Source organism: Amaricoccus sp. (assembly GCF_036846665.1).
In the GTDB taxonomy this organism is placed as follows: domain Bacteria; phylum Pseudomonadota; class Alphaproteobacteria; order Rhodobacterales; family Rhodobacteraceae; genus Amaricoccus.
The window spans coordinates 1-11384 of the sequence record NZ_DAIUBO010000122.1; the positions used below are offsets into that span (position 1 = coordinate 1).

Here is an 11384-nt window from a genome sequence, read left to right on the forward strand (position 1 = left end):
GAGGGTGTGACCTATCTGGACGAGGGTCCGGCGCGTCTCGTCCCCGGGGGGGTCGAGGCCGGGGGGCGCAGGATCACGGCTCCCAAGGTGATCGTCGCGACCGGTGGCCGACCCGCCGTGCCCGACATCCCTGGGATCCAGGGCGCACCAACGCTCGATAGCACGTCGCTGCTGGAGCTGGACCGATTGCCCGAAAGCCTGATCTTCCTCGGCGGCGGCTATATCGGCGTGGAGCTGGCGCAGATCATGGCGCGGATGGGCACCCGCGCCACCATCGTCTGCCGCTCGCGCCTGTTGCCGCGCACCGAGCCGGAGGTGTCCGAGGCGCTCACGGCGACCTTGCGCGCCGAGGGTGTCACGGTTCTTGACGGCGCAACCTATCACGCCGCGAATAGCGACGGTGACCGTGCGATGCTGACCGTGACGGTGAATGGCGCAGAGCGCGATCTGACGGCCGACTGCCTCGTCCTGACGACGGGACGCGCACCCAACACCGAGGGGCTGGACCTCGCGGAGATGGGCGTCGAGACCGACGCACGCGGTGCGATCCGGGTTGGCGACGACATGCAGACCACCAAGCCCGGCATCTTTGCGGCGGGCGACGTGACCGACCGCGACCAGTTCGTCTACATGGCCGCCCACGGTGCCAAGCTCGCTTCCCGCAACGCCGTGCTGGGCGGGACTGAACGCTACGACAATACCGCCATGCCTTGGGTGGTGTTCACCGATCCGCAGGTTGCAGGCGTTGGGCTGACCGAACGCCAAGCGCGCGCGGCGGGTCATGACGTCAAGACCAGTGTGCTGACCCTCGACAACGTGCCCCGCGCGCTAGCCGCCCGCGACACGCGCGGCCTGATCAAGCTCGTCGCGGACCGGGCGACCGACCGCCTGCTGGGCGGCGTGATCATGGCGCCGGAGGGAGCCGACAGCATTCAGACCCTCGTTATGGCGCTGAAGGCCGGCATGACGACGAATGCGCTCGGCGAGACCATCTTTCCTTATCTCACCACGGTCGAGGGGCTGAAGCTCGCCGCGCAGACCTTCGACATGGATGTCGCCAAGCTGTCGTGTTGTGCGGGATGAAGCTGATTTCCGGTGTCGATTGCGACCGTGGACTTCGGCACTATTTCGTGAATGGACATTGGCAAAACCCAACAATACTAATTTGGTATGCGTAAACTCGCTTCACTCATTGCCGTCGTGTTTCTTGTGGTGTTCGCCGCAAGCACAATCGTGCATGCGGTGAGCGCGAACGCGATGGCGTTGGACATGGCGATGGCCGACGGCGGCGCGATGTCGATGCCCGACTGCCAGGGCTGCCCCGAGGACGGCGACAGCGACGCGAACGCAAGTTGTGATCTGGTTTGTACCGCGCCCGCGTTCGCCGTCCTGAGAGCGGTGGGACCCGCACAGGTCATGATGCCGTTGCTGCGTCAGGACCGGCCTCTCGGCATGACCCTTCCGCGCGGGCTTCGCGCGCCGCCGGACCCTTTCCCTCCCCGAACTTTCATCTGATCCGACGGTAGGCCGCCTGCGAGGGCGTGTTTGTGACCGTTGGCCCGCGTCTCTGAGCGCCTGCATGGCGTCCGGAGGCGCTCAGCCCTCGCGCTGCTCGCGCGAGATCGAACGGCACAATTCAGATGAGACAAACACATGACTTCGAATTTCCCACCGGCGCTGTCGCGCCGAGGCTTTCTGGCCGGTGGCGCCGCCACCGGAGCCGCGCTTTCCCTGCGCCCGGCCTGGGCAGATACGCACCGCGCCTTCACCCTGCGCGCCGCGCCGGGACGGGCGCGGCTTGTCCCCGAACCCTGGGGCGAGAGCGACGTTTGGTGCTATGGCGGTATCGTGCCGGGCCCCGAGATCCGGGTGCGGCAGGGCGACCGGCTGCGCATCGCGGTCGAGAACGCGCTGGACGAGGACACAACCGTGCACTGGCACGGGCTACGGGTGCCCAATGACATGGACGGCGTGCCGCATCTGACCCAGGCCCCGATCGTGCCGGGCGAGACCTCTACCTACGCGTTCGACGCGGTCGATGCCGGCACCTTCTGGTATCACCCGCATCAGCGCAGCTTCGAGCAGGTCGGGCGCGGTCTTTACGGCGCTTTGATCATCGAAGAGGCGAACCCGCCGCAGGTGGACCGCGAAATGGTCTGGGTGCTTGACGACTGGCGGCTCACCCAAGAGGCAGAAATCGACGACAGTTTCGGCGATTTCCACGATATGAGCCATGCCGGGCGGCTCGGCAACACGGTGACGATTAACGGTCGCGCCCCCGACGCCGTGCCGGTGCGGACAGGCGAGCGGATCCGGCTGCGCCTGATCAACGCCGCCAATGCCCGCATCTTCGCGCTGGATTTCGGCGATCTCGCGCCGCAGGTGATCGCGCTCGACGGCCAGCCGGTCACGCCCCATGCGGCGCCCGGCGGGCGGGTGGTGCTGGGCCCGGCCATGCGCGCCGACCTGATGCTCGACGTGACCGCCGTGCCGGGCGCGACGATCTCCGTCATCGACCGATTTTTCGCGCAGGACGCCTACGCCCTCCTCGATCTGACGGTGGCGGAGACGCCACTCCGCGACACAGCCCCCAACTGGTCCATGGAGCTGCCCTCGAACCCGCTGCCCGAACCCGACATCGCGCGCGCCCGTCGTCACGAGGTGACATTCACCGGTGGCATGATGGGCGGGATGGTCGAGCGCCAGATGGGCCTTTCCAGCGAAAGCGGCATAGGGGGCATGATGGGCGGCGGCATGATGAACCGGATGCACGACGGCGGCATCTGGTTCGTCAACGGCGTGGCGGCCGAAGGGCATATCCTTGACCCGATGCTGACGCTGGAGCGCGATGCCTCCCACGTCATCGCCATGACCAACGCCACGGCGTTCCATCACCCGATCCACTTGCACGGCCACTCCTTCCGCGTGATCAGCCGCAACGGGACGCCCACGGCGCATCGCGAATGGCAGGACACCGTGCTGATGGCCCCGCGCGAACGGGTCGAGATCGCCTTCGTGGCCGACAATCCGGGCGACTGGATGTTCCACTGCCACATCCTCGAGCATCAGGCGGGTGGGATGATGGGTGTGATCCGTGTGGCCTGAGGGGAAAGCGATGATGAAAGTGCGCTCAGTGAGCGGATCGCCGCTCGGACGGCGCCACGTGCTCGCGATGCTGGGCGGTGTGGCGCTCTCCGGGTTGTCTCCGGCGCGGTGGGCGCAGGCTGGGGACGCTGCGGCCTCCGCACTGGCCTTCGACGGCGATGCGCTCGTCGTCGCGGGCGCGCAGGTGTGGCGGCACGACCTGTCGGGTGGTGCCTCAGCGACCTTGGCCACGCCACGCCCCCATATCCGGGCGCTCGCCACTCACCCCGCGCGGACCGGGCGGCTGTTCGCGGCGTCGGACGGCGGCGGGCTCGACCGGTCCGACGATGGCGGCCGGACATGGGCTGCTGCCTCGGGAGGACTGCCGCAGGCGCAGGTAGCTGCGCTCGCCATCGCGGCGGGGGCACAGGACACGGTCTATGCCGCCGTCGCGGGCGACGGGCTATGGCAAAGTGAAGACGCGGGGGAAAACTGGTCCTTCGTGATGGACCGCCCCTGGATCGCTGAGGCCGAGCGCGAGATGCTGACGCTCGCCTCTGTCAATCTCGCCTCAGGCATGGGCGGCATCTGGATCTACGCCGGCACCGAGCGCGGCCTGACCCGCGTGCCCGACTGCTTCTGCCGCTGGCAGGACGTGGTGGCGGGCGACGCAATGGATGCGCTGGTCGCGGGCACGCCGCCCGCGCCCGAGGCCCCGCTGCCCGAGGGCGAGCCGGTACTGGCTCTCGCCTCGGCAATGGCTGCCCCGGAACGATTTGTCGCCGGGCTGCCCTCGGGCCTTTGGGCCTCCACCGATGGCGGGGTGACCTGGTCGCGGAGATCGGGCCTCGTCGCGACCGCGCTCGCCGTTCACCCGACAGAGCCATCCCGGATCGCCGCCGCCACCGCGGACGGGGTGATCCTCAGCCATGACGGCGGGGCCTCATGGGCCGCGCTTCCGACCACATGAAAGGATCAAACATGAAACGTATTGCTCTTGCCACTTTCCTCGCTTTGGCCACCCCGGCCCTTGCAGCCGAACCCGTGACTATCTGGCGCGATCCCGGCTGCGGCTGCTGCGACGCCTATGCAGAATACCTGCGGGCGGAAGGTTTCGAGGTCACCGTGATCGACGATCATGACTTCGTCGACCGCTCTGTCGCCGCAGGCGTCCCCGAGCAGGGGGTGGGCTGCCACCTCGCCATGATCGACGGCTATGTCGTCAGCGGTCTGGTTCCCGCCGAGATCATCGAGCGGCTGCTCGAGGAACGCCCCGACATCACCGGCATCACCCTGCCGGGCATGCCTGCCAATGCGCCGGGGATGGCGCCCGCGAAGACGGGCACGCTGCGCACCTACTCGTTCGGGCCCAATGGAGTGGCGGTCTATGCCGATGAATGACACCGCAACCGCCCCGCAGACGACCCTGGTCGCCGCCATGTTGGGCGACGTCCGGGCGCTGTTCACGCGACCCGGCCTCGTCACGATGGCTCTGGCGGGCGCCTGCGCCACCGTCGCCTTCGACTTCTTCGGCCAGAGCCTCAGCCCGATGCTAGGCTTCGCCAACCTCGCGCCGGTTCCACTCGCCAACAACGTGATCCAGACGCTCTTCGGCGCCACCTACAAGCCAGGCGCTGAATTCCTGCACTACTTCGCGGGGATGGTGGCCTATCCGCTTGGCTGGATGGTGCTCGCGCGGCCCATCGCGCGCACGCTCGCGCCACGGCTTGGCTGGGCGGTCCCTGCCGCCGTCTACGGCGTTCTGCTCTGGGTCTTTGCGCTCTACGTCATGGCGCATCTCGTCGCCGGCAATCCGGCGTTCCTAGGCTTCACCGGCATCACCTGGGTCGCGCTCGTCGGTCACGTTCTCTTCGCGCTCGTCGCCGCCTGGGTGGTGGCATGGCGCGATGACACAAGGGAGGCAGGCTGATGGGCGACTGCATGAGCCAGATGATGGGCGGGCCCATGGTGGGCATGATGCTGGGTGGCGGACTTGTCCTGCTGCTGCTGATCGCAGTGCTGATTTTGGCGGTGGCGGCGCTGATCAAGTATCTGCGGAGGCCCGCATGACGCGCCGGGGCTTCTTCACAGCCGCTGCTCTTGTGGCGGCGACCGGTGCGGCAGGCTGGATCGCGGCGGCTCAACAAGCGCCGGACGCCGAGAGCCTGACCTTCCTCGGCGAGCCGGTCACCGCGGCGCAGCTTGCGCTTGGGCAGGAGGTCTACGCCGCCAATTGCGCCTCCTGCCACGGGGCGGACCTGGAAGGCCAGCCCGACTGGCGCAGGCGTAACGAGAATGGCCGGATGCCCGCGCCGCCGCACGATGCGAGCGGCCATACCTGGCACCATGCGGACCGCCAGTTATTCACAATCACCAGGCTCGGTGTGAGCGCCATCGTGCCCGGCTATGAAAGCGACATGCCGGCGTTCGAGGGCATCCTGTCCGATGACGAGATCGTGGCCGTTCTGGCCTGGATCAAGAGCACCTGGCCCGAGCGCGAGCGCGGATTTCAGGCCGAAGTGACGGCGAATGACGAGGGCGGATCATGAGCGACGGAGCCCGTCATGTCGCTCGCCCCGCGGGCGGAAGGCTGCTCGCGATGCTTCCCCTCGCCATCGCGGCGCTGCTTGGCGGCGCTTTCTATTGGGGGCTCTGGAACAAGGACGACCGCCTGCCCTCCACGCTGATCGGGCGGCCCGTGCCGGAGTTCGCCCTGCCGCCGATCGAAGGGCGCGACGACGGTCTGTCGTCGGAAGACCTGCGCGGCGAGGTCTCCATCGTGAACGTCTGGGCCTCCTGGTGCGTGCCCTGCCGTGTGGAGATGCCCTTGCTGGTCGAGTTGGCCGCAACGGGCTCGGTTCCGATCCACGGCATCAATCACAGGGACGCTCGCGGCGCGGCCCTCGGGTTTCTCGCCGAGCTCGGCGACCCCTATACGCGGATCGGGGCCGACCGGAACGGGCGGGTCTCCATCGACTGGGGCGTCTACGGTCTGCCCGAGACCTTCGTGATCGATGGCGATGGACGGATCGCCTACAAGCATGTCGGGCCCTTCGACCGCCGCGCGCTGGACGAAGAGATCCTGCCCGTCGTCCGCCGGTTGCAGGCGGAGGACGGATCATGAGGCGGCGCGACCTGCTGGCCGGTGCGCTGGCCTTTGCTGCAACACCCGCTGCCGCACGCCCCGTGATGCCGCTGCACGAGACCCCGCGCGAGATGCTCTCGCCGCCCTTCGTGGATGGAGACGGGCGCGACCTGACGCTGGCGGATTTCCGGGGCCGCGTGGTGTTGCTCAACGTGTGGGCCACCTGGTGCGCGCCGTGCCGCGAGGAGATGCCGACGCTAGACCGTCTGCAGGCGCAGCTTGGCGGCAACGATTTCCACGTCTTGCCCCTGTCCATCGACCGTGCGGGGCTTGGGCCGGTGCAGCGCTTCTACGCCGAAATCGGCATCCGACATCTGGGCCAGTACCTCGCCGAGGACATCCGCGCGATGCTCGCCTTCGCCGTCATCGGACTGCCCACGACCTTGCTGATCGACCGGCAGGGGCGCGAACGCGGCCGCCTGACGGGACCCGCCGAATGGGACAGCGCGGAGGCGATCGAACAATTCCAGACCATCATCGCTGAAAGGAACAGATGACCATGCCTGACACATCCTCTGACCAAGGCGCCGCCCGACCGGGAGGTTTCTCCATGCCGTTCGGGCGCCGCGGCCTCATCCTCGCCGCGATGGCGCTGATCGGCGCAGGGCTGTGGCTCAATTGGGGCTGGGTCGCCGCGATCGGCGCCGCCCCCCTGATCCTCGCCGTCGCCCCCTGCGCCGTCATGTGCGGCCTGGGACTCTGCATGATGGGCGGCTCGAAATCCTGTGCCGCCCCGACACGTTCGGACGCCGGTCCGGAAACCGCGAGGGACTGATCCTCGCCCCACCACCAGAAGGAGCAATCCGATGAAGACGATGCAGACATACGCGATGGCCGCCGTTCTGAGCCTCGGCCTCGCCACATCCGCCGCCTTGGCGCAGAGCGACTCCCCGGCCATGCCCGAGGGACAGATGCAGGGCATGATGGGCGGCGACATGCAGGGCATGATGGGCATGATGCAGATGATGCAGGCCATGGGTCCGATGATGGAGGCCTGCACTGAGATGATGCAGCAGATGGCGCATCATCAGCCCGGCCATCCCGACGCTGCGACGCCCCCTGCCGGGCAGGACACGACCCCAGCGCCACAGGGCGGCTGACATCAAGACGCCCGGGCCGCACTCGCCGCTCGGGCGGCCACTCCGAAGGACCCGATCCGATGAACACCACTCCCAACACCGGTGGCTTGCGACGCATCCGGCGCCTGCTCTGGGCGGCCGTTGCCGGAACCGCCCTGGCTTTCGGCGCCGCCGCCCTCTGGCGCGCCTTCACCCCCTCCGACCTGCCGGCGCCCCGCGCGACGGGCGAGGCCGCGATCGTCAACGCCTATTCGCTGACCGATCATACGGGACGCACGGTGACGTCCGATGCCTATCACGGGCAGTGGCAACTGGTGTTCTTCGGCTTCACTTTCTGTCCCGACATCTGCCCGACCACGCTCGCCTACATGGCCAGCGTGATGGACATCCTCGGACCAGAAGCCGACCGGGTCACGCCGATCTTCGTGACCGTCGACCCGGCGCGCGACACCGTCGACGTGATGGCGGAATATGTCGCCGCGTTCCATCCGCGGCTGATCGGCCTCACGGGGACCGAGGCGCAGGTCGCCGAGGCCGCCGGCAATTTCCGCGTCTGGTACGAACGATCCGAGGACGCAACCGCGCCCGACGGCTATCTGATGGCGCATTCCGGCTACATCTACCTGATGCGCCCCGACGGCGGCTTCGACTCGGTCTACCGAGAAGGCGATCAGCCGCCGGAAGCGCTCGCCGACGAGATTTTCATGCGTATCGAGAGGGACGAGAGATCCTGATGAAGCTTTTTCTTGCCGCGGCGTGTATCGCCACATTTCCCGCAGCCGCGCTGGCGGAGGTCGTCGTCAGCGACCCCTGGGCGCGGGCCACCATTCTCGCGTCCCGTCCGGGGGCGGCCTACCTCACGCTGCACAGCGATGCCGACGACCGGCTGCTGTCGGCGACGACGCCGGTCGCGGATCACGTGATGATCCATGCCTCCGAGACGGGAGCGGACTCCGTCACGCGCATGATCCATCTCGACGCGCTCGATCTGGAGGCGGGACAGACGGTTCGGTTTGCTCCCGGCGGGATGCATCTGATGTTGCTGGGGCTCGCGGGCAAGCTCGACGAAGGCGCCTCGTTCCCGCTGACGCTGACCTTTGAGCGCGCGGGCGCGATCATGGTGGATGTCTCCGTGCTGGGAGTTGCGGCGACGGGTCCGGAGGGGGAGCCATGAGGCTGCCTGCAATCGTTGCCTTGCTGCTCCTCGCGGGCGCCGCACCGGCCGCCGCGCACCATCCAGGCGACCGTCTCGACGAGGTGATGGCGGAGAAGGAACCTGCTTTCGAGCCCACGGACTCGCGCCGCATGCCGGCCCTTTCGTTCGCCGGTTCGGACGGCGCCAGCCTCGATATGTCTGGGCTTGCGTACCGGATCGTCGTGCTCAGCTTCCTGCCCGAGGGCTGCGGCACGCCCTGCGCGGATCAGCAGGCGCTTCTGCAGGAGGTTCGCGATGCGGTGAACGTCACGCCGATGCGCGAGTTGGTCCAGTTCATGACCGTGAGCGGTGACGCGGCGCCCGATCCGGACGGGGAAGCCGGGAACTGGCGGTCCGTCATGCCCTCTGACGAAACGGTGGAGGCAGCCGCCGCGGCCTTCGCTGCGCTCTCCGCTCGGGTGACGGATGCGCCCATGGTCCATGTCATCGACCGGGGCGGGCGTCATACCGGCATTTTCCACGGCGCAGGGTTCGGGCGCATCAACCTGGTGCTCTACATCAACGGCCTGACCAACGCGCCGCCGCCTGAACCCGGACTGCTGGACCGACTGTTCGGGGCGTTCCGATGACAGCGGGGCCGCAGACCGGCGCGGCGCCGGGACGGGACTGGCTCGGTGCGCTACGCCGGTACTTCGCCTTCGCCGCCATTGCGCATCTGGTCTGGGAATTCGCGCACCTGCCGCTCTACACGATCTGGCTCACCGGGACCCCGGGCGAACTCGTCTTTGCGGCGGTCCACTGCCCGGGCGGCGACATACTGATCACGCTCAGCACGATCATGCTGTCGCTCTGCGTGTTCGGCAGCGCGGATTGGCCCCGCATTCGCTGGCACCGTGTGCTTGGGGGCGCGGTGATCTTCGGCGTCGCCTACACGATCTTCAGCGAGTGGCTGAACATCGAGCTACGCGAGGCCTGGGCCTATCGCGAGATGATGCCGGTGATCCCAGTGATCGACGCGGGGCTGAGCTCGATCCTGCAATGGATCGTCATCCCGGTCGTCGACTACTGCTGGGCCACCGGAGCCCGGCCGTGGCGGCGCGAACCTGTGGAGGTCGCGCATGGCTGACCTGTCGCTTCTCGGAATGACCGCGGCTCTGCTGGCTGGGGCGATCTCCTTCGCATCGCCCTGCGTCCTGCCGCTGGTTCCGGGCTACGTGTCCTACATCGCCGGAAGGACGACGACAGGCGGCGTGGCGTCCGGCCGGTCACAGACGCTTTGGCTCAGCTTCTGCTTCGTCCTCGGCTTCTCGACCATATTCATGATCCTCGGCGCGTCCGCGACGGCCCTCGGACAAGCACTGCTGCGCTGGCGCTACGAGCTCAATCTCGTCGGCGGCGGCATCGTGATCCTGTTCGGGCTCTTCATGATCGGCGCGGCGCGGATCGGCGCCATGCAGCGAGATCTGCGCTTCCATCTCGACATTCCCGGCGGCAGGCCCGCCGCGTCCTACGTGCTCGGGCTCGCCTTCGGTTTCGGCTGGACGCCGTGTATCGGCCCCATACTCGGCGCGATCCTGACCGCCAGCGCGGCGAGCGCAACGGTCGGCCAGGGCGTCGCGCTGCTCGCGATCTACTCCGCCGGTCTGGGCGTGCCGTTCCTGATCGTGGCGGGTTTCACCGACAGGCTCGCCGGCCGATTGCGGGGCGTCGGGCGGATCGGGCGTCGGCTGCACCAGGGCTCGGGCGCGGTCATGGTTCTGATGGGAGTGGCGATGATGACCGGGCGGCTGAGTGCGCTGTCCTACTGGATACTTGACACTTTTCCGGTGCTTGGACGAATTGGCTGAGCAAGCATTCGGGTCGGCGCTGCTGTCTCAGCCCGGCCGTTCGGGGTTGAAAGCGAGAAGCCGCAGCGCGTTCAGCGTGACAAGGACCGTCGCGCCGGTATCAGCAAGGATGGCGATCCAGAGCCCGGTGATGCCGAGGATCGTCGTCACAAGAAACACCGCCTTGAGGCCGAGCGCGATCGCCACGTTCTGCCTGATGTTCGCCATGGCTGCGCGAGCAAGCCGAATCTTGCCGGCCACATCGGTCACCCGATTGCGCAGGATCGCGGCGTCGGCGGTTTCAAGCGCGACGTCCGTTCCGGAACCCATGGCAACTCCAATGTGGGCGGTGGCGAGCGCAGGGGCATCGTTGATGCCGTCGCCCACCATCATGACATGGCCCGTGGCCGTCATCTCGCGGATCGCCGCGACCTTGTCTTCAGGCATCAGTTCGGCGCGATGCTCGATGCCCAACCCAGCGGAAATTGCTGCTGCCGTGCGCCGGTTGTCGCCGGTCAGCATCACAGACGCGATGCCAAGCGCCTTGAGTTGCTGCACCGCGCGGGCGGCATCCTCCCGGGGTCCATCCCGGAGCGCTACGAGTCCGACCAACCGGCTCCGGCGGAAGACCGCGACGACTGTCTTGCCTTCATCCTCCATGCCGACCACCGCCCCGCGCGCGTGGTCGTCCAACACACCGCGCTCCTCGGCGAACCGTGGAGAGCCCACCCAGGCGGTTTCACCCTCAACGACTGCTTCGGCCCCTTTGCCCGGAAGCGCTTTGGCGGCGGTCGCGGCCAGGAACGGCGCTCCCGCAGCTTCCGCGCGGGACAGGATCGCCTCCGCCAGAGGATGGCTCGACCCCGCTTCGACGGCGGCAGCCAGCGTCAGCACCTCCGTCTCCGATCCCGAGATCGGCACCACGTCCGTGACGCGCGGCCGTCCGTGGGTCAGGGTCCCCGTCTTGTCGAATGCGACATGCGTAGTCGCTGCCGCGGCTTCGATCACAGCGCCTCCCTTCATCAGCAGCCCACGCCGTGCGCCGGAAGAAAGCGCAGAGGCGATGGAAGCCGGCACCGAGATCACCAGCGCGC

The 11384-nt window shown here is 67.9% G+C and carries 18 protein-coding genes; 17 read left to right on the forward strand and 1 reads right to left on the reverse strand.

Translation table 11 applies throughout. The features are described 5' to 3' along the window. From V7050_RS12580 to V7050_RS12660, 17 genes are all read left to right on the forward strand, one after another. Positions 1-1083 (forward strand): dihydrolipoyl dehydrogenase family protein (locus tag V7050_RS12580; RefSeq protein WP_324410611.1); only part of this gene is annotated, 1083 nt, incomplete at its 5' end. A gap of 87 nt (positions 1084-1170) precedes the next feature. Then, the gene (locus V7050_RS12585) at positions 1171-1515 is read left to right on the forward strand and encodes a hypothetical protein (protein WP_324374884.1); all 345 of its coding nucleotides are present in this window, start codon (positions 1171-1173) and stop codon (positions 1513-1515) included. A gap of 138 nt (positions 1516-1653) precedes the next feature. Further along, positions 1654-3105, forward strand: a complete 1452-nt coding sequence (locus V7050_RS12590) for a multicopper oxidase family protein (RefSeq protein ID WP_324374887.1) — start codon at positions 1654-1656, stop codon at positions 3103-3105. Positions 3106-3115: 10 nt separating this feature from the next. Then, positions 3116-4054 (forward strand): WD40/YVTN/BNR-like repeat-containing protein, encoded by a 939-nt coding sequence (locus V7050_RS12595; protein WP_324374889.1) that lies wholly within the window; start codon positions 3116-3118, stop codon positions 4052-4054. Positions 4055-4065: 11 nt separating this feature from the next. Beyond that, entirely contained in the window at positions 4066-4485 is a 420-nt protein-coding gene (locus V7050_RS12600; protein ID WP_324374891.1) for a DUF411 domain-containing protein, read from the forward strand. Then, entirely contained in the window at positions 4478-5014 is a 537-nt protein-coding gene (locus V7050_RS12605; RefSeq protein WP_324410613.1) for a hypothetical protein, read from the forward strand. Before V7050_RS12600 ends, V7050_RS12605 begins: the two co-directional genes overlap by 8 nt. Next, a complete protein-coding gene (locus tag V7050_RS12610) occupies positions 5014-5154 on the forward strand; it encodes a hypothetical protein (protein WP_169731202.1) in 141 nt (46 codons plus the stop codon). The genes V7050_RS12605 and V7050_RS12610 overlap by 1 nt, the downstream gene beginning before the upstream one ends. Then, entirely contained in the window at positions 5151-5633 is a 483-nt protein-coding gene (locus V7050_RS12615; RefSeq protein WP_324374898.1) for a c-type cytochrome, read from the forward strand. Before V7050_RS12610 ends, V7050_RS12615 begins: the two co-directional genes overlap by 4 nt. Beyond that, positions 5630-6208, forward strand: a complete 579-nt coding sequence (locus V7050_RS12620; RefSeq protein WP_324374900.1) for a DsbE family thiol:disulfide interchange protein — start codon at positions 5630-5632, stop codon at positions 6206-6208. Before V7050_RS12615 ends, V7050_RS12620 begins: the two co-directional genes overlap by 4 nt. Then, the gene (locus V7050_RS12625) at positions 6205-6726 is read left to right on the forward strand and encodes a TlpA family protein disulfide reductase (protein WP_324374902.1); all 522 of its coding nucleotides are present in this window, start codon (positions 6205-6207) and stop codon (positions 6724-6726) included. The genes V7050_RS12620 and V7050_RS12625 overlap by 4 nt, the downstream gene beginning before the upstream one ends. Positions 6727-6779: 53 nt before the next feature. Continuing rightward, on the forward strand, positions 6780-7004 hold the full coding sequence (locus V7050_RS12630) for a hypothetical protein (protein WP_324374904.1): 225 nt from the start codon (positions 6780-6782) through the stop codon (positions 7002-7004). A gap of 31 nt (positions 7005-7035) precedes the next feature. Further along, positions 7036-7329, forward strand: a complete 294-nt coding sequence (locus V7050_RS12635; protein WP_324374906.1) for a hypothetical protein — start codon at positions 7036-7038, stop codon at positions 7327-7329. 59 nt (positions 7330-7388) lie between these two features. Next, positions 7389-8042, forward strand: a complete 654-nt coding sequence (locus V7050_RS12640) for an SCO family protein (RefSeq protein WP_324374908.1) — start codon at positions 7389-7391, stop codon at positions 8040-8042. Then, positions 8042-8482 (forward strand): copper chaperone PCu(A)C, encoded by a 441-nt coding sequence (locus V7050_RS12645; RefSeq protein ID WP_324374910.1) that lies wholly within the window; start codon positions 8042-8044, stop codon positions 8480-8482. The genes V7050_RS12640 and V7050_RS12645 overlap by 1 nt, the downstream gene beginning before the upstream one ends. Further along, positions 8479-9093 (forward strand): cytochrome-c oxidase, encoded by a 615-nt coding sequence (locus V7050_RS12650; protein ID WP_324374912.1) that lies wholly within the window; start codon positions 8479-8481, stop codon positions 9091-9093. The genes V7050_RS12645 and V7050_RS12650 overlap by 4 nt, the downstream gene beginning before the upstream one ends. Continuing rightward, positions 9090-9590 carry a hypothetical protein gene (locus tag V7050_RS12655; RefSeq protein ID WP_324410616.1) on the forward strand — a complete coding sequence of 167 codons (501 nt, stop codon included), beginning with the start codon at positions 9090-9092 and terminating at the stop codon, positions 9588-9590. Before V7050_RS12650 ends, V7050_RS12655 begins: the two co-directional genes overlap by 4 nt. Further along, complete coding sequence (locus V7050_RS12660) at positions 9583-10311, forward strand: cytochrome c biogenesis CcdA family protein (RefSeq protein ID WP_324374916.1); 729 nt, start codon at positions 9583-9585, stop codon at positions 10309-10311. The genes V7050_RS12655 and V7050_RS12660 overlap by 8 nt, the downstream gene beginning before the upstream one ends. A gap of 27 nt (positions 10312-10338) precedes the next feature. On the opposite strand, the gene V7050_RS12665 is transcribed toward V7050_RS12660, so the two are convergent. Next, a partial coding sequence (locus tag V7050_RS12665; protein ID WP_324410618.1) for a heavy metal translocating P-type ATPase occupies positions 10339-11384 on the reverse strand: 1046 nt, incomplete at its 5' end.

Coding starts and splice junctions, on each gene's coding strand:
- V7050_RS12605 (WP_324410613.1), top strand. CDS start 4,478: ATGAATGACACCGCAACCGCCCCGCAGACGACCCTGGTCGCCGCCATG.
- V7050_RS12630 (WP_324374904.1), top strand. CDS start 6,780: ATGCCGTTCGGGCGCCGCGGCCTCATCCTCGCCGCGATGGCGCTGATC.
- V7050_RS12640 (WP_324374908.1), top strand. CDS start 7,389: ATGAACACCACTCCCAACACCGGTGGCTTGCGACGCATCCGGCGCCTG.
- V7050_RS12585 (WP_324374884.1), top strand. CDS start 1,171: ATGCGTAAACTCGCTTCACTCATTGCCGTCGTGTTTCTTGTGGTGTTC.
- V7050_RS12615 (WP_324374898.1), top strand. CDS start 5,151: ATGACGCGCCGGGGCTTCTTCACAGCCGCTGCTCTTGTGGCGGCGACC.
- V7050_RS12610 (WP_169731202.1), top strand. CDS start 5,014: ATGGGCGACTGCATGAGCCAGATGATGGGCGGGCCCATGGTGGGCATG.
- V7050_RS12595 (WP_324374889.1), top strand. CDS start 3,116: ATGATGAAAGTGCGCTCAGTGAGCGGATCGCCGCTCGGACGGCGCCAC.
- V7050_RS12645 (WP_324374910.1), top strand. CDS start 8,042: ATGAAGCTTTTTCTTGCCGCGGCGTGTATCGCCACATTTCCCGCAGCC.
- V7050_RS12590 (WP_324374887.1), top strand. CDS start 1,654: ATGACTTCGAATTTCCCACCGGCGCTGTCGCGCCGAGGCTTTCTGGCC.
- V7050_RS12655 (WP_324410616.1), top strand. CDS start 9,090: ATGACAGCGGGGCCGCAGACCGGCGCGGCGCCGGGACGGGACTGGCTC.
- V7050_RS12660 (WP_324374916.1), top strand. CDS start 9,583: ATGGCTGACCTGTCGCTTCTCGGAATGACCGCGGCTCTGCTGGCTGGG.
- V7050_RS12635 (WP_324374906.1), top strand. CDS start 7,036: ATGAAGACGATGCAGACATACGCGATGGCCGCCGTTCTGAGCCTCGGC.
- V7050_RS12600 (WP_324374891.1), top strand. CDS start 4,066: ATGAAACGTATTGCTCTTGCCACTTTCCTCGCTTTGGCCACCCCGGCC.
- V7050_RS12620 (WP_324374900.1), top strand. CDS start 5,630: ATGAGCGACGGAGCCCGTCATGTCGCTCGCCCCGCGGGCGGAAGGCTG.
- V7050_RS12625 (WP_324374902.1), top strand. CDS start 6,205: ATGAGGCGGCGCGACCTGCTGGCCGGTGCGCTGGCCTTTGCTGCAACA.
- V7050_RS12650 (WP_324374912.1), top strand. CDS start 8,479: ATGAGGCTGCCTGCAATCGTTGCCTTGCTGCTCCTCGCGGGCGCCGCA.